At 71.2% G+C, this 19,943-nt stretch carries 18 protein-coding genes, 5 tRNA genes and 1 pseudogene; 19 read left to right on the top strand and 5 right to left on the bottom strand.

All coding sequences use genetic code 11. The features are described from left to right. Positions 1–4 precede the first annotated feature (4 nt). A complete protein-coding gene (locus tag AB0411_RS20225) occupies positions 5–3,838 on the bottom strand; it encodes a sensor histidine kinase (protein ID WP_366418645.1) in 3,834 nt (1,277 codons plus the stop codon). 589 nt (positions 3,839–4,427) lie between these two features. On the opposite strand from AB0411_RS20225, the gene AB0411_RS20220 reads away from it, so the two are divergent. The 10 genes and pseudogenes from AB0411_RS20220 to AB0411_RS20175 form a co-directional block, all read left to right on the top strand. Beyond that, on the top strand, positions 4,428–4,610 hold the full coding sequence (locus tag AB0411_RS20220; RefSeq protein WP_366418644.1) for a hypothetical protein: 183 nt from the start codon (positions 4,428–4,430) through the stop codon (positions 4,608–4,610). An 83-nt stretch (positions 4,611–4,693) separates the two neighbouring features. Continuing rightward, on the top strand, positions 4,694–5,467 hold the full coding sequence (locus AB0411_RS20215) for a fumarylacetoacetate hydrolase family protein (protein WP_366418643.1): 774 nt from the start codon (positions 4,694–4,696) through the stop codon (positions 5,465–5,467). Continuing rightward, on the top strand, positions 5,460–6,941 hold the full coding sequence (gltX, locus tag AB0411_RS20210; RefSeq protein WP_366418642.1) for a glutamate--tRNA ligase: 1,482 nt from the start codon (positions 5,460–5,462) through the stop codon (positions 6,939–6,941). The genes AB0411_RS20215 and gltX overlap by 8 nt, the downstream gene beginning before the upstream one ends. A gap of 84 nt (positions 6,942–7,025) precedes the next feature. Next, positions 7,026–7,766 carry an HAD family hydrolase gene (locus tag AB0411_RS20205; RefSeq protein WP_366418641.1) on the top strand — a complete coding sequence of 247 codons (741 nt, stop codon included), beginning with the start codon at positions 7,026–7,028 and terminating at the stop codon, positions 7,764–7,766. Positions 7,767–7,853: 87 nt separating this feature from the next. Further along, positions 7,854–7,925 (top strand) — tRNA-Gln (locus tag AB0411_RS20200). 57 nt (positions 7,926–7,982) lie between these two features. After that, positions 7,983–8,055: transfer RNA gene (locus AB0411_RS20195), tRNA-Glu, on the top strand. Positions 8,056–8,144: 89 nt separating this feature from the next. Next, positions 8,145–8,217, top strand: a tRNA-Glu gene (locus tag AB0411_RS20190). A gap of 16 nt (positions 8,218–8,233) precedes the next feature. Continuing rightward, positions 8,234–8,305 (top strand) — tRNA-Gln (locus tag AB0411_RS20185). A gap of 38 nt (positions 8,306–8,343) precedes the next feature. Continuing rightward, a tRNA-Glu gene (locus AB0411_RS20180) sits at positions 8,344–8,416 on the top strand. Positions 8,417–8,981: 565 nt separating this feature from the next. Beyond that, positions 8,982–9,038, top strand: a pseudogene (locus AB0411_RS20175) (hypothetical protein); the annotation flags it as partial. A gap of 531 nt (positions 9,039–9,569) precedes the next feature. Here the strand turns inward: AB0411_RS20175 and ndgR are convergent. Continuing rightward, positions 9,570–10,286 (bottom strand): IclR family transcriptional regulator NdgR, encoded by a 717-nt coding sequence (gene ndgR, locus AB0411_RS20170; protein ID WP_366418640.1) that lies wholly within the window; start codon positions 10,284–10,286, stop codon positions 9,570–9,572. Positions 10,287–10,461: 175 nt separating this feature from the next. On the opposite strand from ndgR, the gene leuC reads away from it, so the two are divergent. From leuC to AB0411_RS20145, 5 genes are all read left to right on the top strand, one after another. After that, positions 10,462–11,892, top strand: coding sequence for a 3-isopropylmalate dehydratase large subunit (leuC, locus tag AB0411_RS20165; protein WP_366418639.1), 1,431 nt, complete (start codon positions 10,462–10,464; stop codon positions 11,890–11,892). A 5-nt stretch (positions 11,893–11,897) separates the two neighbouring features. Continuing rightward, a complete protein-coding gene (gene leuD / locus AB0411_RS20160; protein ID WP_366418638.1) occupies positions 11,898–12,491 on the top strand; it encodes a 3-isopropylmalate dehydratase small subunit in 594 nt (197 codons plus the stop codon). Positions 12,492–12,627: 136 nt separating this feature from the next. Beyond that, complete coding sequence (locus AB0411_RS20155; RefSeq protein WP_088800248.1) at positions 12,628–12,873, top strand: hypothetical protein; 246 nt, start codon at positions 12,628–12,630, stop codon at positions 12,871–12,873. Between the two features lie 125 nt (positions 12,874–12,998). Next, positions 12,999–13,649, top strand: coding sequence for an HU family DNA-binding protein (locus AB0411_RS20150; RefSeq protein ID WP_086720464.1), 651 nt, complete (start codon positions 12,999–13,001; stop codon positions 13,647–13,649). Positions 13,650–13,802: 153 nt separating this feature from the next. After that, the gene (locus tag AB0411_RS20145) at positions 13,803–14,006 is read left to right on the top strand and encodes a hypothetical protein (RefSeq protein WP_366418637.1); all 204 of its coding nucleotides are present in this window, start codon (positions 13,803–13,805) and stop codon (positions 14,004–14,006) included. Here the strand turns inward: AB0411_RS20145 and cofC are convergent. Then, positions 13,987–14,721, bottom strand: coding sequence for a 2-phospho-L-lactate guanylyltransferase (gene cofC / locus AB0411_RS20140; protein ID WP_366418636.1), 735 nt, complete (start codon positions 14,719–14,721; stop codon positions 13,987–13,989). The two genes, AB0411_RS20145 and cofC, sit on opposite strands and share 20 nt — an antisense overlap. Positions 14,722–14,852: 131 nt before the next feature. Here cofC and AB0411_RS20135 point away from each other — a divergent pair, with 131 nt between their 5' ends. The 3 genes from AB0411_RS20135 (at position 14,853) to AB0411_RS20125 (ending at position 17,994) form a co-directional block, all read left to right on the top strand. Beyond that, the gene (locus tag AB0411_RS20135) at positions 14,853–15,719 is read left to right on the top strand and encodes a lysophospholipid acyltransferase family protein (protein WP_366418635.1); all 867 of its coding nucleotides are present in this window, start codon (positions 14,853–14,855) and stop codon (positions 15,717–15,719) included. Beyond that, positions 15,716–16,717, top strand: coding sequence for an NAD(P)H-dependent glycerol-3-phosphate dehydrogenase (locus AB0411_RS20130; RefSeq protein ID WP_366418634.1), 1,002 nt, complete (start codon positions 15,716–15,718; stop codon positions 16,715–16,717). Before AB0411_RS20135 ends, AB0411_RS20130 begins: the two co-directional genes overlap by 4 nt. Positions 16,718–16,857: 140 nt before the next feature. Beyond that, complete coding sequence (locus tag AB0411_RS20125; RefSeq protein ID WP_366418633.1) at positions 16,858–17,994, top strand: D-alanine--D-alanine ligase family protein; 1,137 nt, start codon at positions 16,858–16,860, stop codon at positions 17,992–17,994. Positions 17,995–18,027: 33 nt separating this feature from the next. Here the strand turns inward: AB0411_RS20125 and AB0411_RS20120 are convergent, their stop codons facing one another. Further along, positions 18,028–18,504 carry a DUF3515 domain-containing protein gene (locus AB0411_RS20120; protein ID WP_366418632.1) on the bottom strand — a complete coding sequence of 159 codons (477 nt, stop codon included), beginning with the start codon at positions 18,502–18,504 and terminating at the stop codon, positions 18,028–18,030. Between the two features lie 21 nt (positions 18,505–18,525). Continuing rightward, positions 18,526–18,759 carry an Lrp/AsnC ligand binding domain-containing protein gene (locus AB0411_RS20115; protein WP_159469749.1) on the bottom strand — a complete coding sequence of 78 codons (234 nt, stop codon included), beginning with the start codon at positions 18,757–18,759 and terminating at the stop codon, positions 18,526–18,528. 158 nt (positions 18,760–18,917) lie between these two features. Between AB0411_RS20115 and AB0411_RS20110 the strand changes: the two genes are divergently transcribed. Continuing rightward, the gene (locus AB0411_RS20110) at positions 18,918–19,886 is read left to right on the top strand and encodes a thiamine-phosphate kinase (protein WP_086720456.1); all 969 of its coding nucleotides are present in this window, start codon (positions 18,918–18,920) and stop codon (positions 19,884–19,886) included. Positions 19,887–19,943 lie beyond the last annotated feature (57 nt).

The following is a 19,943-nucleotide window of genomic DNA, read 5'->3' as shown; positions in this document are numbered from 1 at the left end:
TCAACTAACGCTCCTGCTGGTGAGTGGGATCGACAACGCCGTGGGTGCCGGTGGACGACGTCCCGGCCTGCCGGCCTTGCTGGATACCCCGACGGAGATTGGTCAGCCGGCCCCGCACGTCACTGGGCGCACGCGAGACCTGCGGACCGCTCTGGTGGGACTGCTGCTGGGCGGTGCCCGCGACGAGGTTCGCGCGCGGGACGCGGCGGGGCAGCCCCGAGGTGGTGATCCCACCGGCGGCGGGCTGGCGGATCTGCTCCGCCTGCCGCCAGGTCTCGTCGTTCGGCGAGCTGCGCCACTGCGAGGCCTCGGCGGGCGCCGCGTTGCGGGCACCGTTGACCGGCGCCTCGCCCCGGGCGCCGCCCCGCTCCTCGCCGCCCTGGGCGGCACCGCGGCGCGGCAGCCGCGGGGCCTCGGGCTCGGCGGCACCCTGGGGCGGCACGCCGGCCGCGGCGGCCGCGGGGTGGTTGAACCAGTCGGACTCGATGGTGTCGAAGATCGGCGTACGGCCGTCGCCGGGACCGGCGTCCGCGCCGCCGAGCACGTCGGAGGACGGCGCACCGCGCTCCTGCGGCTCCGCCACCGGGAACTGCCCGGTGCCCTGCGACTCGTCGGCGTACGCACCGCGCTCCGCGTCCGGCCGCTGGTACTGGCCGGTGTCGCTGCCGGACGGCTGGTACTGCCCGGCGTCGGCCGCCGGGCGCTCGTACTGGCCGGTTTCCGAGGCGGGGCGCTCGTACTGCCCGGTCTCCGAGGCGGGGCGCTCGTACTGCCCGGTCTCGGAGGCGGGACGTTCGTACTGGCCGGTCTCGGAGGCGGGGCGCTCGTACTGGCCGGTCTCCGAGGCGGGACGCTCGTACTGCCCGGTGTCGCTGCCGGACTGCGGGAGGCGGCCCGTGTCGTACTGGCCGGTGTCGTAGCGCTCGGCGTCGTAGCGGTTCGTCTCGTACTGACCGGTGCCGCTGCTCGGCAGGGCGAACTGCCCCGTCCCGGCGGGCCCGTTGTCCGCGCCCCGGCCGGCCGGCCGCGCGCCCTGCGGGCCGCGCCCGCCCTGGGAGCCGTCCGCCGCCGGCGGCGGACCGTTGAAGTCGGGACGGGCGAACGCCGCGGTGTCACCGGGGCCGCCGCCCGGCGCGGGCCGCTCGAAGCTGCCGGTGCTCTCCGGCTCCTCGTGGCCGCGCGGCCGGTCCTGCGCCTCGCGGGGCGTCAGCGGCCAGTCGTCGGAGGCGCCGCGCTCACGGCGCGCACCCCAGCTCGTACCGCCCGGCTGCTGGGTGTCCTGACCGCCCTGGCCGCCGGCGGGCGAACGGCCCGGCAGCTCGGCCGCGGCGTTGCGGGGCGGCAGCTGCGGGCGCTCCTCGCGGCGCGGCGCGCCGGTGGGCGGGGCCACGGTGGGCGCCGGGCCGTTGTCCGCGCCGCGGGTGGGCAGCGAGGGACGCGCGCCGCCGGAGCGGCCGGCGGCCGGGCGGGCGTCGCCGCCCTGCGCCGGGGCGCCGGGGGCACCCGCACCCGGAGGGGCCGTACGGCCGGACGGCGCCGGGGCGCCGAAGGCGTTCGGGGCACCGCCGCCGGGGCCGCCGCGGCCGGGCAGCGCGGGGCGCCCGCCGGCCGAGGGACCCGAACCGACCTGACCGCGCGGCTGGAGGCCCGCGAGCCGGCTGGCGGGCGTGCCGCCGTGGTCGCCGCCACCGCTCTTGGCGTTGCTGGGCGCCGGCTTCTTGCCGCCCTGGGCGACATCGACCGGCAGCATGACCAGCGCGGTGGTGCCGCCGGAGTCGGACGGCCGCAGCTGGATGCGGATGCCGTGGCGCAGCGACAGCCGGCCGACCACGAACAGACCCATCCGCCGGGACACCGAGACGTCCACGGTCGGCGGGCTGGCCAGCCGCTCGTTGATCGCCGACAGGTCCTCGGGCGACAGGCCGATGCCGGTGTCGTGGATCTCGACCAGCACCCGCCCGTCGGGCAGCGCGTGACCGGTGACCTTGACCTTGGTCTGCGGGGAGGAGAACGAGGTGGCGTTCTCCAGCAGCTCGGCGAGGAGGTGGACGAGGTCGTTGACGACCCGGCCCGCGACCTCGGTCTGCGGAACGGCGTTGAGCTCGATCCGCTCGTACTGCTCCACCTCGGAGGCGGCGGCGCGCAGGACGTCGACCAGCGGCACCGGCCGCGTCCACCGGCGTCCCGGCTCCTCACCGGCGAGGACCAGGAGGTTCTCGCCGTTACGGCGCATTCGGGTCGCGAGGTGGTCGAGCTTGAAGAGGGAGGAGAGCTGGTCCGGGTCGGCCTCGCGGGACTCCAGTTCGGAGATGAGCGAGAGCTGACGCTGGATGAGGCCCTGGGAGCGGCGCGAGAGGTTGGTGAACATCGCGTTGACGTTGCCCCGCAGCAGCGCCTGCTCGGAGGCGAGGCGGACCGCCTCGCGGTGCACGTCGTCGAAGGCCGCGGCCACCCGGCCGATCTCGTCCCGGCTGTGCACACCGACCGACTGGACGGAGGTGTCCACGTCCTGCGGGTCGGACTCGGACAGCTGCTTGACGAGCTCGGGCAGCCGGTCCTGGGCGACCTTCTGCGCGGTGTCCTGCAGCCGGCGCAGCGAGCGGACCATGGAGCGCGCCACGACGAACGCGCCGACCAGCGAGACGCCGAGGACGAGCAGGATCAGCGCACCGCTGATGATCGCGGACTGGGTCGCCTCGTTGCGCAGCTCGCGGGACTTCTGCTCCATCTCGGAGAGCAGGGTGGTCTCGATCCGCGACATCTCGTCGATCTTGACGGTGTCGGAGTCGTACCAGTCGAGGTAGCGGTAGTCCTGGCTGCGGATGCCGGAACCGCTGGCGAAGGCGCGGTGCGCGAACGCGACCGCGGCCTTGATCTCGTCGTTGTTGCCGTCCAGGCCGCGGGTGAGCGCGCCGGCGTTGTTGGTGTAGATCTGCGAGAAGCGGTCGCGGGCCGCCTTCTCGCTGTCCTCGGCGTTACGGCCGGCCAGCCGGTCGTTGGAGGACAGCTGGGGGCCGCCCTTGTGGGCGAGGCCGGCGCTGACCAGGGCGCGCTGGATCGACGCGTACTCCTTGGCCGACGAGAACGCCGCCAGCGCACGGGTACTGCGGATCATCTCCGGGTTGCTGGTCGCCTGCGCCATGTCCTGGGACAGCGACAGCAGCGAGTTGATCAGCTGGTTGTAGCTGGTGACGGTCCGCGCGGAGTTGTCGCCGTCCTTGTAGGCGTTGGCGCGGATCTCGTTGAGGGTGTTGAGCTGGCGGCCGATCTCCAGGACGGTCGCGCGGACACCGGCCATCGTGGCGTCCTGGCCCTGGATGTCGCCGGTGGCCTGGTTGAACGACAGCTTGGCGCGGTCGGTCGCCTCACGGGGCGCGACGACGTTCGCGTCGTCCTTGGAGTTGCCGCTGCCGGCCAGCGGGCCGGCCGACTTGTCCCGCTCCACCTGCAGCGCGTCGGCGAGCTCGGTCGCCTGCCGGGTCATCTCGGTGAGCAGCTGCATCTTGTCGAGCTGGTCGATGTTCTCCATCGACGTGCCGATGCGCATGCCGCCCAGCGTGGTCGCGGCGACCACGGGCAGCGCGAGCAGGGAGACCAGGCGGGTGCTGATGCGCCAGTTGCGCAGCGCTATTCGCGAACCGGGGCCGCTGGGGCCCTTCGGCGCCTTGGGCTTGCTGTCCGCGGCGTCATTGCCCGGCGCCTGGCCGCCGTCGACGGGCAGTGTGCCCCCGGCGGAACCGTTGCTCTGGGCGCGCTGGGGCGAGGAGGCGCGGTCTGTCCCGCCGCGCAGCTCCGGGTCCGCCGCAGCGCTGCCATCCCTCTTGAAACGTCCCTGCACTAGCGTCGCAACCTCTGGACCAGGCGTCCCGCCGCGGCGGGACGGTGTCGAGTCGTATGGGGGACCGCTGAGCCCCCCATGGCGGTCGTGAGTGACCGGCGGGCTGCCCTCTCTGGCCGAGAGAGCGGCACCACCGCGCGGCGCTTCGTTGCGCCCTGCGCGCCGGCTGAAACGTGCGGCGGTCCGTGGAATTCCAGCACAGTGCAGGATCTCCAACAAGAGCGGAGCCGGTCACTGTGACTTGGGTGACGCAATGTACGGAGCGTGTCACGACTTGTAGAAGGTGGCCCCGTCGATAACGGACTTTTACCCGCGAGTCGTTCGCTCGTGGCGGCTGTCCCAGGTGCGGTGATCGGGAGCGGAACGTGCAGTTCAATCCGCCATTGTCCGATTCGCCCAGGGATGTTGATCACGGGAAATGCGGCATTTGTCGCACAGTTCGTGAGCAAACTCACAGGAAGATCGTTGAGTTCCGCCGGACTCCGCAGGGAATAGCGTGCAAGCCTGACGCTTTACACGGTTGCCCGAAGTGACAAGGCGACCTTTCCCGGACCCTTTCCCGACCTCTGATGACGCGAGGCAAGCAGCAGTGAAGACGACGACGATGTTCCGCAACATAGCCAACCCGCGGCGCACCACCCTGGCCCACCTCAAGGACGCCGAAGAGCTGGCCGTCGAGGCGCCGGAGCACACCGTCGACCTGCCGGCGCAGACCGCCAATCCCCGCCGCACCGTCCTGATGGACGCGCCCGCGCAGGACGTCACGGCGTAGCGCGTCACCGGATCGGCGGCGGCCCCGCGATAGCCTGGAGTGTCAACTCCGGCCAGTGATCAATTGAGGGGCAGCGGCAACCCGTGCGCATCGCCAGATTCTCCATCGACGGCAACGTCGGCTTCGGCGTCCTCGAAGACGACGAACTCGACGTCATCAAGGGGCATCCCTTCGCGGAATTCGAGCGCTCGGGCCAGAAGGTCCCCCTCGACAAGGTCCGGCTGCTGCCGCCGGTCCTGCCCAACAAGGTCGTGGCGATCGGCCGCAACTACGCCGATCACGCCGCCGAGCTGGGCAACGCCGTCCCGGACGTGCCGGTCACCTTCTTCAAGCCGTCCACCTCGGTGACCGGCCCCGGCGACCCCATCGCGTACCCCTCCTTCTCCCAGGAGGTGCACCACGAGGCGGAGCTCGCCGTCGTCATCGGCCGCATGTGCCGGGAGGTGCCCCGCGAGCGCGCCAAGGACGTCATCCTCGGCTACACCTGCGCCAACGACGTCACCGCCCGCGATGTGCAGCAGCGCGAGAAGCAGTGGGCCAGGGCCAAGGGCTTCGACAGCTCCTGCCCGCTCGGCCCCTGGATCGAGACCGGGCTCACCCCCGAGGACATCGCCGCCGGCCTCGCCGTGCAGTGCACGGTCAACGGCGAACAGCGCCAGCTCGGCCGCACCAGCGACATGGTCCGCCGGGTCGAGGACCTGATCGTCCACATCACCGAGGCGATGACCCTGCTCCCGGGCGACGTCATCCTCACGGGCACCCCCGCCGGGGTCGGCCCCCTCAACGTCGGCGACGAGGTCGCCGTCACCATCGAAGGCATCGGCACTCTCACCAACAAGGTGATCAAGCGTGGCTAACGCGACCCCCGTCCGCGTCCGTTTCTGTCCCTCCCCGACCGGTAACCCCCATGTCGGCCTGATCCGTACCGCCCTGTTCAACTGGGCCTACGCACGGCACAACCAGGGGACCCTGGTCTTCCGGATCGAGGACACCGACGCGGCCCGCGACTCCGAAGAGTCCTACCGCCAGCTGCTGGACTCGTTCCACTGGCTCGGCTTCGACTGGGACGAGGGCCCCGAGGTCGGCGGCCCGCACGCGCCGTACCGCCAGTCGCAGCGCATGGACCTCTACAAGGACATCGCCGAAAAGCTCATCGCCGCCGGCCACGCCTACCACTGCTACTGCACCACCGAGGAGCTGGACGACCGCCGCGAGGCGGCCCGCAAGGCCGGCCGCCCCTCCGGTTACGACGGCACCTGCCGCACGCTCACCGACGAGCAGAAGGCCGCGTACGAGGCCGAGGGCCGTACCTCCATCGTCCGCTTCCGGATGCCCGACGAGCCGATCACCTTCACCGACCTGGTGCGCGGCGAGCTGACCTTCACCCCGGAGAACGTCCCGGACTACGGCATCGTCCGTGCCAACGGCGCGCCCCTCTACACCCTCGTCAACCCGGTCGACGACGCCCTGATGGAGATCACCCACGTCCTGCGCGGCGAGGACCTGCTCTCCTCCACCCCCCGCCAGATCGCCCTGTACAGGGCGCTGATCGAGCTGGGCATCGCCAAGACCGTCCCGGCCTTCGGCCACCTGCCGTACGTCATGGGCGAGGGCAACAAGAAGCTCTCCAAGCGCGACCCGCAGGCGAACCTCAACCTCTACCGCGAGCGCGGCTTCCTCCCCGAGGGCCTGCTCAACTACCTGGCGCTGCTCGGCTGGTCCTTCTCGGCGGACCAGGACCTCTTCTCCGTCGCCGAGCTGATCGAGAAGTTCGACATCGCGGACGTCAACGCCAACCCGGCCCGCTTCGACCTCAAGAAGGCCGAGGCGATCAACGCCGACCACATCCGGCAGCTGGACGTGAAGGACTTCATCACGGCCTGCGAGCCCTGGCTGAAGGCCCCGCACGCCAACTGGGAGCCCGCGGACTTCGACGAGGCCGCCTGGCAGGCCATCGCCCCGCACGCCCAGACCCGCCTGACCGTCCTCTCCGACATCACCGCCAACGTCGACTTCCTCTTCCGCAAGGAGCCGGTCGAGGACGAGGCGTCCTGGACGAAGGCGATGAAGGGCGACCCCGTCGCCCTGCTCACCACCGCGCGCGCCAAGCTGGCGGCCGCCGACTGGACGTCCGGCCCCGAGCCCCTCAAGGAGGCCGTCCTGGCCGCCGGCGAGGAGCACGGTCTCAAGCTCGGCAAGGCACAGGCCCCCGTCCGGGTGGCGGTCACCGGCCGCACCGTCGGCCTGCCCCTCTTCGAGTCCCTGGAGGTCCTCGGCCAGGAGCGCACCCTCCAGCGCATCGACGCGGCCCTGGCCAAGCTGGCCGGCTGACCCGCAGCACCCCCCCCACGGGCCCGGACGCCGCACGGCTTCCGGGCCCGTGGCCTGTCCGCAGCGCTCGGCTACATTGCGGGTATGCCCGTTCGCGCCGTTCTCTGGGACATCGACGACACCCTCTTCGACTACACCGGGTCGGACCGGGCCGGTGCCCTGCGCCACCTCCGGGCCGAGGGCCTCCTCCCGTCCCACCGCGGCGAGGAGGCGGCACTGCAGCGCTGGCGGGCGGTCATGGAGACCGAGTTCGCCCGGTTCCTCGCCGGCGAGGTGGGCTTCCTCGATCACCGCAGGGCCCGCGCCCGGACGTTCCTGGAGGCCCCGCACCTCTCCGACGCCGAGGCCGATGCCTGGTTCGGCCGGTACATCGCCCATTACGAGGCGTCCTGGGTCCTCTTCCCGGATGCCGCACCCGTCCTGGAGGAGCTGGGATCGCTGGTGCGGCAGGCGGTGCTGTCCAATGCCTCCACCCCCAACCAGGAGCGCAAGCTCGCCGTCCTCGGCATCCGCGGCGCCTTCGAGGCGGTGCTCTGCGCCGACGAGCTGGGGTACGCCAAGCCCGCCCCGGAGGCATTCCACGGGGCCTGTAAGGCTCTTGGCCTAACGCCCCCCGAGGTGGTCTACGTGGGCGACAAGCTCGACATCGACGCCCTCGGCGCCCGGGACGCCGGGCTCACGGCCGTATGGCTGGACCGTGCGGGCACTGGGGAGGAGCCCGGGCAGGAGCCGCCGCCGGGGGTGCGGCGGATCGCGGGCCTGGCGGAGCTCCCCGAGCTGTTGCGCGGAGTTATCGGTTTTGGTGCGCCGTCCACGATCAGGTAATGTTCTTCCTGCGCCGCCCGAGAGGGCCGAAAGGCCCGGCCGGAAAGCGCAAGCCAAACAAACCCCCCACCGGGGGTTGAGTTTTGGTGGGCTATGGTGTAATTGGCAGCACGACTGATTCTGGTTCAGTTAGTCTAGGTTCGAGTCCTGGTAGCCCAGCAAGAGATCTTTCGGTCCACTGTGATCGTTTCGAAGGTTTCTTGATCGCAGTACCAGGCCCCCGTTGTGTAGCGGCCTAGCACGCCGCCCTCTCAAGGCGGTAGCGCCGGTTCGAATCCGGTCGGGGGTACAGATCCTTCCTCTCCGTTTCCTTCGGGTCGCTCCCGGATGCGACGACGCAGAGCCCACGCGGCCCCGGTCGCGTGGAGGATCGCTAGGGCCCCCGTTGTGTAGCGGCCTAGCACGCCGCCCTCTCAAGGCGGTAGCGCCGGTTCGAATCCGGTCGGGGGTACTGGTCTAAACCACCATGGGCTATGGTGTAATTGGCAGCACGAGTGATTCTGGTTCATTTAGTCTAGGTTCGAGTCCTGGTAGCCCAGCGCAGTGTCCCTCGGGATGCTCAACTGCAGGAAAACTTGCCCCCGTTGTGTAGCGGCCTAGCACGCCGCCCTCTCAAGGCGGTAGCGCCGGTTCGAATCCGGTCGGGGGTACAACAGGGAGAAGCCCCCCGCATCATGCGGGGGGCTTTTTCGTGTCGACTCCCGCTGCCGGAGCGCCGGTTGGGCCCCTCCGCCACCGTCCGGCCCGGCGCGGCAGTTCAGTGGCGGTCGCCGGCCGACGGCGCCGGCCGGGTCGTTCTCATCGGGCTCGGGGGCGTGGGGGAGGACGGCTCCGCCCGTCAGGGCCCCTGTCACCCTTTTGGGGAGTGTCACTATCCAAGTGCCGGGCAGTGCCGCCGCCCGGTGACCCAGGGGTGGTCATGGGCGGTGAACCGGTGCCGGGGCGGAGGACGATGGACGGCGACCGGGAAGCGGTGGTCTTCCCCACCGGGGTGCGGGTCAACAGCTGGCGCACGGTGCGCAGTTGACGTCCGGAGCTCCGAGCCGTGCCGCGCATGATCAAGGAGCCGGTCCGGGGTCCGGACGGCGGGAAGATCGGCTTCCGCGTGCTGTCCGGGCTTTCGGGGAGCGTCGCCGTCCTGGAGTACTGGGACTCGCAGAGAAGCTGTCCGCCTGCGCCGCGGATCCCGGCGACGAGCGTCGGCCGGCCTGGGCGGTGTTCAACCGCCGGGCGCGACAGGAGCACGGCAAGGCCGGCTTCCGGCATGAGACCTGTCTCGCCCCGGCCCGCTCGTACGAGACCGGCTACGTCAATATGCCGTCGTCCGGGCTGGGCGAGGCCCTGGAGGCGGTGCCGGTCGGCCACCGCGGGGAGCGGGCGGCGGACCGGATGGGGCCTGAACGCCTGAGGCGACCCCGCGCGGACAGTCCGCACGAGGCCGCCTCATTTCGGCGTCGTGGCCCTTTTCAGTGTCGTAGCCGCGGCCGACAGCGGCTCCTGCCCCGGCCGACAGCGGCCCCTGCCCCGGCCCGCCCCGTCGCGACGTGCTCATTCGGTGCTTGGCCGCCTGTTCCGGCATCGCGACGGCGGCCGACCGCGGCTCCTGCCCCGGCCCGTCCCGTCCCGTCCCGTCACGGGGTACTCAGCCGGTGGTCGGGCTTTTGCGGCATGGGGACGGCGGCCGACCGCGGCTCCTGCCGCGGGCCGCCCCGCCTCGGGGTGCACAGTCGGTGCTCGGGCTTTTCGGCATCGCGACCGCAGCCGACCGCGGCCCCTGCCCCGGCCCGCCCCGCCTCGGGGTACTCAGCTTGTGCGCCGCAGCCCCTCCGAGAGGCGGGCCGCTGCGTCGATGACGGCCTGGGCGTGCATCCGGCCGGGGTGGCGGGTCAGCCGTTCGATCGGGCCGGAGACCGACACCGCGGCCACCACGCGGTTGGAGGGGCCGCGGACGGGGGCGGAGACCGAGGCCACGCCCGGCTCCCGCTCGCCGATCGACTGGGCCCAGCCCCGGCGCCGTACGCCGGACAGGGCGGTGGCCGTGAAGCGCGCCCCCTGCAGGCCGCGGTGCAGCCGCTCGGGCTCCTCCCAGGCCATCAGGATCTGGGCGGCCGAGCCCGCCTTCATGGGGAGCGTGGAGCCGACCGGGACGGTGTCCCGCAGTCCGGACAGCCGTTCCGCCGCCGCCACGCAGATCCGCATATCGCCCTGCCGGCGATAGAGCTGGGCGCTCTCGCCGGTCACATCGCGCAGATGCGTGAGCACCGGGCCCGCCGTGGCCAGCAGCCGGTCCTCGCCGGCCGCCGCGGCCAGCTCGGACAGGCGCGGGCCCAGGATGAACCGGCCCTGCATGTCCCTCGCCACCATCCGGTGGTGTTCCAGTGCCACGGCCAGCCGGTGGGCCGTGGGTCGTGCAAGCCCTGTCGCCGCGACCAGCCCGGCGAGGGTGGCCGGACCGGACTCCAGAGCGCTCAAAACCAGAGCTGCCTTGTCGAGAACGCCGACGCCGCTAGAGTTGTCCATGCAACGATACTCGCGTCTCACACTGTGAAACGCAAGTTCAATTTTCCAGGGAAGTCGTCAGTCTGTAGGTGTGGCCCTGGACCAGGGCCCGGCGCAAAGGCCCGGCAAGGGGACTTCTGCGGGCATCGCGCACAGACGAGAAAGGCCGGCACTGCGGCCGGCCGGAGGGAAAGCGATGGGACGGACACTCGCGGAGAAGGTCTGGGACGACCATGTCGTCCGGCGCGCGGAAGGCGAGCCCGACCTCCTCTTCATCGATCTGCACCTGCTGCACGAGGTCACCAGCCCGCAGGCGTTCGACGGCCTCCGCAAGGCCGGCCGCCAGGTGCGCCGCACGGACCTGACCATCGCCACCGAGGACCACAACACCCCGACCCTCGACATCGACAAGCCGATCGCCGACCCGGTCTCGCGCACCCAGCTGGAGACGCTGCGCAAGAACTGCGCCGAGTTCGGCGTCCGGCTGCACCCGCTGGGCGATGTCGAGCAGGGCGTTGTCCACGTCGTGGGACCGCAGTTGGGACTGACCCAGCCCGGTACCACCGTGGTCTGCGGTGACAGTCACACTTCCACCCACGGTGCCTTCGGCGCGCTGGCGTTCGGCATCGGCACCAGCCAGGTCGAGCACGTCCTGGCCACCCAGACGCTGCCGCTGGCGCCGTTCAGGACCATGGCGATCACCGTCGACGGCGAGCTGCCCGAGGGCGTCACCGCCAAGGACCTGATCCTGGCGATCATCGCCAGGATCGGCACCGGCGGCGGTCAGGGCTACGTCCTGGAGTACCGGGGCGAGGCCATCGAGAAGCTGTCGATGGAAGCCCGGATGACCATCTGCAACATGTCGATCGAGGCGGGTGCGCGGGCCGGCATGATCGCCCCCGACGCGACCACCTTCGACTACCTGCAGGGCCGCGACCACGCCCCGCAGGGCGAGGACTGGGACGCCGCGGTCGCCTACTGGAAGACCCTGCGCACCGACGACGACGCCGTCTTCGACGCCGAGGTGCGCATCGACGCCTCCGAACTGGCCCCGTTCGTCACCTGGGGCACCAACCCCGGCCAGGGCGCCCCGCTTTCGGCCAGCGTCCCCGACCCGGCTTCGTACGAGGACGCCTCGGAGCGCTACGCCGCCGAAAAGGCCCTGGAGTACATGGGGTTGACGGCGGGTCAGCCGCTGCGCGACATCAAGGTGGACACCGTCTTCGTAGGTTCGTGCACCAACGGCCGCATCGAGGACCTGCGCTCGGCCGCCGCGATCCTGGAGGGCCGCAAGGTCGCCGACGACGTCCGCATGCTGATCGTGCCCGGCTCGGTCCGGGTCTCGCTGGAGGCCGTCGCCGAGGGTCTGGACAAGGTCTTCACCGCGGCGGGCGCCGAATGGCGGCACGCGGGCTGCTCGATGTGCCTGGGCATGAACCCCGACCAGCTGGCGCCCGGTGAGCGCTCCGCGTCCACCTCCAACCGCAACTTCGAAGGCCGGCAGGGCAAGGGCGGGCGCACGCACCTGGTCTCGCCGCAGGTTGCCGCCGCAACGGCGGTTCTCGGCCATCTGGCCTCACCGGCCGACCTGTCCGATGTCGCCGTCGCCACGCCCGCGGGAGTCTGAGAACCATGGAAGCCTTCACCACCCACACCGGCCGGGCCGTCCCGCTGCGCCGCAGCAATGTCGACACCGACCAGATCATCCCTGCTCACTGGCTCAAGAAGGTCACCCGCGACGGCTTCGAGGACGGGCTGTTCGAGGCCTGGCGCAGGGACCCGCAGTTCGTCCTCAACCAGGAGCGGTACCAGGGCGCCACGGTGCTGGTCGCCGGCCCCGACTTCGGCACCGGTTCCTCGCGCGAACACGCCGTCTGGGCCCTGCAGAACTACGGCTTCAAGGCCGTCATCTCCTCGCGGTTCGCCGACATCTTCCGCGGCAACTCCCTCAAGAACGGCCTGCTGACGGTGGTCCTGCCGCAGGAGACGGTGGACCGGCTGCAGCAGCTCCTGGAGGCCGACCCGGCCGCCGAGGTGACCGTTGACCTGGTCGGCAGGCAGGTGCGCGCCGAGGGCATCAGCGCCGACTTCGAGCTGGACGAGAACGCCCGTTGGCGACTCCTGGAGGGGCTGGACGACATCAGCCTCACCCTTCGGGAGGAGTCGTCCATCGTGGATTACGAGGCGAACAGGCCGTCGTTCAAGCCGCGTACCATCGAGGTCTGACCTCGGGTTTTATGGCTCAAAGCTATATTGCGTACGATGCGCCCCCTGTGCAGTTGGCAGGGGGCGCATCTGCGTGTCGAGGCGCCTGTTGAGGCCCCGTGAAGCGACAACTCGCCGCAGATGGCACAATTAGCGCATGGAACGCGACGACCAACTCGAGCTCTACGGTCTCGTCGCCGACCGGCTCAAGGACGCACATACAAGAGTGCGCACACTGCAAGTCCCGGAGGGCGTACGGATGGCGCTGACCCGGAAGCTGCTCGTCATCACGGCCGCGGCTAAACACGATCTTGCGGACGCGGCAAGGCGTCTGGAGTGGTTCATGGAAGACCTCGACGAAGGTCGTTATCCCGAAGATGTGCGCGCCGACGGAAGTCCGTGAAGGTCGACTTCGTTGCGGCACAAGGGTGATTAGCCCGTTTCGTGTTTGATTTGCGGTATATATCTGCCTAACGTGCGAAAAAGCTTGGAATCTTTCGTTCCAGCAATGTCTCCGAAGGGGAAGACGTGAACAAGGCGCAGCTCGTAGAAGCCATTGCCGACAAGCTCGGCGGCCGTCAGAACGCCGCGGACGCCGTGGACGCCGTACTGGACGCAATCGTCCGTTCCGTTGTCTCGGGCGACCGCGTTTCGGTCACCGGATTCGGCTCGTTCGAGAAGGTCGACCGCCCCGCCCGCTACGCCCGCAACCCGCAGACGGGTGAGCGCGTACGGGTCAAGAAGACCTCCGTGCCGCGCTTCCGCGCCGGTCAGGGCTTCAAGGACCTGGTCAGCGGCTCGAAGAAGCTCCCCAAGGGCGGCGAGGTCTCCGTCAAGAAGGCCCCCAAGGGCAGCCTCTCCGGCGGCACGGCCATCAAGAAGGCCGCCGCCAAGAAGGCCACCGCCAAGAAGACCGCCGCCAAGAAGACGACGGCGAAGAAGACGACGGCGAAGAAGACCACCGCGGCGAAGAAGGCCACGGCCAAGAAGACGACGGCGAAGAAGACCGCCACGAAGGCCACCGCCAAGAAGGCGGCCCCGGCCAAGAAGACCACCGCGAAGAAGGCCACCGCGAAGAAGACCGCCCCCGCCAAGAAGGCGACGGCGAAGAAGGCCCCCGCGAAGAAGGCCACCGCACGCAAGACCACCGCCAAGAAGACCACCGCACGCAAGCGGTAATGCAGCAGCGGCGACGCCACGCGTCGGGCCGGTCTCCCTTCGGGGAGCCCGGCCCGCGGTGTGTTCGGGGCCCCTGGGGGCACGCGTCCCGCCCCGTCGCCGGCCCGCGGGCGGGCGACGGGGCCCGAAAGGCGCTCGTCTAGGCTCTCTCCCATGCAGGCCACCGCGTATACGTACGACTCCGAGACCCGCTCCGGCAGCGTGCTGCTGGACGACGGCACCCCGTTGCCCTTCGACGCGTCGGCCTTCGACGCCGGCGGCCTGTTGCTGCTGCGCCCCGGTCAGCGGGTGCGGATCGACGTCACCGGCGAAGGGGACGACCGGAAGATCGCCCTGATCACGCTCCAGACGCTCTGACCTGCGGCGGCAGCAGGCGCGCCGCGCCGTCGGGCGCCTCGGCCGCCGCGGGCGCCCCGACTGCCAGCCGCGGCGTCTGGAGCGCGGTGTGCGGGCCCACGCCCAGCGCCAGCGCGGCCAGCAGATCCTCGCCGGTGTCCACGTCCCGGCGGACCGAGGGCACCCCGGGCATCGTGAGCTCCCGCGCCCCGGAGGCCAGGTGACGGGCCCGGGACGGACCTCCGAATGCCGGTTCCAATTCCACTCCGGAAGTCGCGGTCAGAAGTGTTGTCCCGAAATCCGACGCATCCGCGAGAAATGCACGCGGAAATAGCGAAGCGGAATGGAGCACCAGTTCCAGTTCGGCGGGGCGCAGCGCCGGAAGGTCGGCGTTCAGGGCGGCGACCGCCGCGCCCGGGCGACGCGCCCGGACCGCGCCCGCGCCATGGGCCAGCGCCGCGTTGAGCCCGCCGGCCGGTGAGTCGGGCACGATGCGCGCGCCCAGCGCCGCCAGTCGCTCACCGGCCACCCCGTCGTCCGTGACAACCGCCACATCCCGGACGTCCTTGCAGGCCAGCGCCGCTGTCACGGTGTCGAGGGCGAAGGCGAGAGCCAGCCGTGGCCGAAACTCCTCCCCTGCGGCCCCGGAGAGCCTGCTCTTGGCCCGCACCAGCGGTTTCAGCGGCACCACCAGGCTCCAGCCCACATCCGCTCCGTCTCTTCGCATCGGCGCCATTCTCACCTGCTGCCGCCGCTCTCCGGGAGCGTCGGGGTTACGGTGTCCTCGACATAGCGGGTACCTGGGGCGACACTTGTGCGGCTGCCGGCCCGCAGCAGCTTTGCAGGTCCCACAAGGAGGGTGTCCCAGTGTCCCGCCGCAGAATCGGCTTCTGGTACCGCTTGGCCGCGGTCATCTGCAAACCGCCGCTCTTGGTTCTGTTCAGGCGGGACTGGCAGGGAATGGAGCACATTCCGGCCGACGGCGGATTTATCACCGCGGTCAACCACAACTCGTATCTTGATCCGCTCTCGTATGCGCACTATCAGTACAACACCGGGCGGGTCCCCCGATTCCTCGCCAAGGCGGGCCTCTTCAGGAGCGGCTTTGTCGGCCTGATGATGCGCGGCACCGGGCAGATCCCCGTGTACCGGGAAACCACCGACGCCGCCAACGCGTTCCGCGCCGCCGTCAGCGCCATCGACAAGGGCGAATGCGTCGCCTTCTACCCCGAGGGCACCCTCACCCGCGACCCCGAGCTGTGGCCCATGCAGGGCAAGACCGGCGCCGCCCGGGTGGCGTTGCTGACCAAGGCGCCGGTCATCCCCGTCGCGCAGTGGGGCGCCAACGACGCGATGCCGCCGTACGCCAAGGAGAAGAAGCTCCGGCTCTTCCCGCGCAAGACGCTGCGGGTGAAGGCGGGGCCGCCGGTCGACCTGAGCGCGTTCCACGGCCAGGAACCGACCGCGGAGGTGCTGCGCGCGGTCACCGACGTCATCATGGCCGCGATCACCGAGCAGCTGGCCGGCCTGCGCGGCGAGCCCGCGCCCGCCGAACCGTACGACTGGCGCAAGGCCGTCGCCCGGGAGCGCCGCGCGGCCCGCGAAGCCGCCAGGGCGGCCCAGGGCGCCGCGGCGGCGACGGCTCCCGCCGAGCGCGCCGCCGCCCCGGAACCGGCCGTCGGCCCGCAGCAGGCCCGAAGCACCCAGCAGGCACAGGAGGATGAAAGCAAGTGACGCGCTGCGCCGTCTACGGCACGGGGTCCTGGGGCACCGCCTTCGCGATGGTGCTCGCCGACGCGGGATGCGAGGTGACCCTGTGGGGGCGCCGCGCGGCCCTGGTCGACGCGGTCAACAGCGGCCGTACGAACCCCGACTACCTGCCGGGGGTCGAGCTCCCCGCGTCGGTGCGGGCCACCACCGACCCCGCGGAAGCGGCGCGCGGCGCGGAATTCGCGGTGCTGGCCGTGCCCGCCCAGACGCTGCGCGGCAACCTCGCCGAATGGGCGCCCCTGCTGCCCGCCGAAACGGTTCTGGTCTCCCTGATGAAGGGCGTCGAACTGGGCACGGCCAAGCGCATGAGCGAGGTCATCGAGGAGGTCGCCAAGGTGCCGGCGGAGCGCGTCGCGGTGCTGACCGGCCCCAACCTCGCCAAGGAGATCGCCGCCCGCCAGCCCGCCGCGGCCGTCGTCGCCTGCGCGGACGAGGAGGTCGCCCGGCGCTTCCAGGCCGCGTGCCACACCCCGTACTTCCGGCCCTACACCAACACCGACGTGGTCGGCTGCGAACTGGGCGGGGCCGTCAAGAACGTCATCGCGCTCGCCGTCGGCATCGCCACCGGCATGGGCCTGGGCGACAACGCCAAGGCGTCCCTGATCACCCGCGGTCTGGCCGAGACCACCCGGCTCGGCCTCGCCATGGGCGCCGACGCGCACACCTTCGCCGGGCTGGCCGGCATGGGCGACCTCGTCGCCACCTGCTCCTCGCCGCTGTCGCGCAACAACACCTTCGGCACCAACCTCGGCCGCGGCATGACGCTGGAGGAGACCATCGCGGTCACCAAGCAGACCGCCGAGGGCGTCAAGTCCTGCGAGTCCGTACTGGATCTGGCCCGCAGGCACGGCGTCGACATGCCGCTCACCGAGACGGTCGTGGAGATCGTCCACGAGGGCAAGCAGCCGATGACCGCCCTCAAGGAGCTGATGTCGCGCACCGCCAAGTCCGAGCGGCACTGAAACCGGAGCCGAATCGTCCGCCGGGTCCCGTTCCGTCCCGGGCGTGGTACCCCGGCCACCGGGGCGGGCACCGGCGCGACGCCACCAACGGCCGCCGCAGCACTGACTCCGCGCCGGTCAGCAGGTACCCTCAAGCCGATATGAGCAGCGAGACCTCCCCACACAAGCCCCGCGTCGCCGTCGTGTTCGGCGGCCGCAGCTCCGAGCACGCGATCTCCGTGCTCACGGCCGGCGCCGTGCTGCGCGCCATCGACCGCGAGAAGTACGACGTGCTGCCCATCGGCATCACCACCGACGGCCGCTGGGCGCTGACCGCCGACGACCCCGAGCGGATGGCCATCGCGGACCGGCAGCTGCCCACCGTGGCCGCGCTCGCCGAGTCCACCGAGGGCGGCGTGGTGCTCCCCGTCGACCCCACCAACCGCGAGGTCGTCTACACCGAACCGGGCTCGGTCCCCAAGGCGCTGGGCGAGGTCGACGTCGTCTTCCCGGTCCTGCACGGTCCCTACGGCGAGGACGGCACCCTGCAGGGCCTGCTGGAGCTCTCCGGGGTGCCCTACGTCGGCTCGGGCGTCCTCGCCTCCGCGGTCGGCCAGGACAAGGACTACATGAAGCGGGTGTTCACCTCCTTCGGGCTGCCGGTCGGCCCGTACGAGGTCATCCGCCCCCGCGAGTGGGAAAAGGATCCTGCTGCCGCCCGCAGGAAGATCGTGGACTTCGCCGGCGAGCACGGCTGGCCGCTCTTCGTGAAGCCCGCCCGGGCCGGCTCGTCCATGGGCATCACCAAGGTCGACGACCTCGGCGGCCTGGACGAGGCGATCGAGGAGGCCCGCCGGCACGACCCCAAGATCCTCGTCGAGTCGCTGCTGCGCGGCCGCGAGATCGAGTGCGGGGTGCTGGAGTTCGAGGACGGCCCGCGGGCCAGTGTGCCGGCCGAGATCCCGCCGGTCACCGCGCACGACTTCTACGACTTCGAGGCCAAGTACATCGACTCGGCCGACGGGATCGTGCCCGCGCCGCTGACCGACGCGCAGACCGCCGAGGTCCAGGAGCTGGCCGTCGCGGCCTTCGAGGCGGCGTCCTGCGAGGGCCTGGTGCGCGCGGACTTCTTCCTGCAGGACAACGGCGAGTTCGTGATCAACGAGATCAACACGCTGCCCGGCTTCACGCCCATCTCGATGTACCCGCGGATGTGGCAGGAGAGCGGAGTGAGCTACCCGGAGCTGATCGACCGGCTCCTGCAGGCCGCGCTGCAGCGCTCCACGGGACTGCGCTGAACCACCGCGCCCGCCGGCACCCGCCCGCCGGGACTAGACCCCGGCGGGCACCGTCTCGCGCACGGCGCTCCCGAGATCGGTGAGCACATCGACCTCGGGGGCGTACTTCCCGGGAACGGTCACCTCGACATAGGCCTTCCGCAGCACCGTCGTGAAGCGATAGCCGTCCTGCTGCTTCTCGAAGAGCCACTCGACCCCGTTGACTTCCGCCGCGTCGGCACGGGGGTTGTAATGTTCACTCCCGTACGTCAGGACGTCGGGCTTCGGCACCCCGCAGCGCAGTTTCACGGCAGGATCGCCCCATATGGCAGTGAAGTCGGAGACGGGCTCGGGGGTACCCCGCCCCAGCCCGTCCACGGTCCGCGGCAACTCCTTGTGGAGCTCCCTGCAATACCGCGCCGCTTCGCCCCCGGGGGAGGGCACGGCCACGTCTTCGGAGGAGCAGCCCACCGCGGCGAACAGCACGGTGAGCACCGGGAGGGCCAGGTACCGGCGGCGCACAGGGATCACCCGGCCGAGGATACGGGGGAGCTAGAGATGGACGACCGGGCAGGTAAGGGTGCGCGTGATGCCTTCCACTTGCTGGACTTTGGCGACCACCATGCGGCCCAGCTCGTCGACCGTGTCCGCCTGTGCGCGCACGATGACGTCATAGGGACCGGTCACGTCCTCGGCCTGCAGCACACCGCGGATCGTGGAGATCACCTCGGCCACCGCCGAGGCCTTGCCGACCTCGGTCTGGATCAGGATGTAGGCCTGTACCACGGAACCTCCAGGGCGGCTACGAGGATCATGTGGGAAGAAGGGACGCCACGGTACCGCGTCACCGAGCGGAGCGGGGAGACCCGCGCGGTGAACACGGCAAGTGCGGCACAGTCGTCAGCCACGTACGGACCGTCCGTACACATGGGAAGGGCAACAGCATGAAGGGCACCGTGGGCGAGCTGGGGGAGTTCGGGCTGATCAGGGAGCTCACCTCCCGGCTGACCACCACTCCGGCCGTACGGATCGGGCCGGGTGACGACGCCGCGGTGGTCACCGCGCCGGACCGGAGGGTGGTCGCCAGCACCGACATCCTCCTGGAGGGCCGGCACTTCAGGCGCGACTGGTCCACCGCCTACGACGTCGGCCGCAAGGCCGCCGCGCAGAACCTCGCCGACATCGCGGCGATGGGCGCGGTGCCCACGGCGATCCTGCTCGGCCTGGTCGTGCCCGCCGAGCTCCCCGCGACCTGGCCGACCGAGCTGATGGACGGGCTGCGCGACGAGTGCCAGGTGGCCGGCGCCGCGGTCGTCGGCGGCGACGTGGTGCGCGGCGACACCATCACCGTCTCCATCACCGCGCTCGGCGACCTGCGCAACCAGGAACCGGTCACCCGGGCCGGCGCCCAGCCCGGCGACGTGGTCGCGGTGACCGGCTGGCTCGGCTGGTCCGCCGCCGGCCATGCCGTCCTCTCCCGCGGCTTCCGCTCCCCGCGCGCCTTCGTGGAGGCCCACCGCCGCCCCGAACCGCCCTACCACGCGGGTCCCGCGGCCGCCGGGCTCGGCGCGACCGCCATGACGGACGTCAGCGACGGACTGGTCGCCGACCTCGGGCACATCGCCGAGGCCAGCAAGGTCCGCATCGACCTGCGGTCCGCCGGTATCGACATCCCCTCGCAGATGTCCGACATCGGCACGGCCGTGGGCGTGGACCCGATGCAGTGGGTGCTCAACGGGGGCGAGGACCATGCGATCGTGGCCACCTTCCCGCCCGATGTGAAGCTGCCCGCCCGCTGGAAGGTCATCGGAGAGGTGCTCCACCCCTCCGCGCTGCCCCAGGTGACGGTGGACGGCGCCCCCTGGGTGAAGGCCGGCTGGGACCACTTCGGCGACAACGGGGACGCCGAATAGGCCGGGCGCGGGCCGGGGACGGCGCCCGCACGGGCGCCGCGGGAGCGCGCGGTGGCG

The sequence above is a fragment of the Streptomyces angustmyceticus genome, from assembly GCF_040701845.1.
GTDB lineage: Bacteria > Actinomycetota > Actinomycetes > Streptomycetales > Streptomycetaceae > Streptomyces > Streptomyces angustmyceticus_A.
This window is presented reverse-complemented; position numbering and strand designations above follow the sequence as displayed.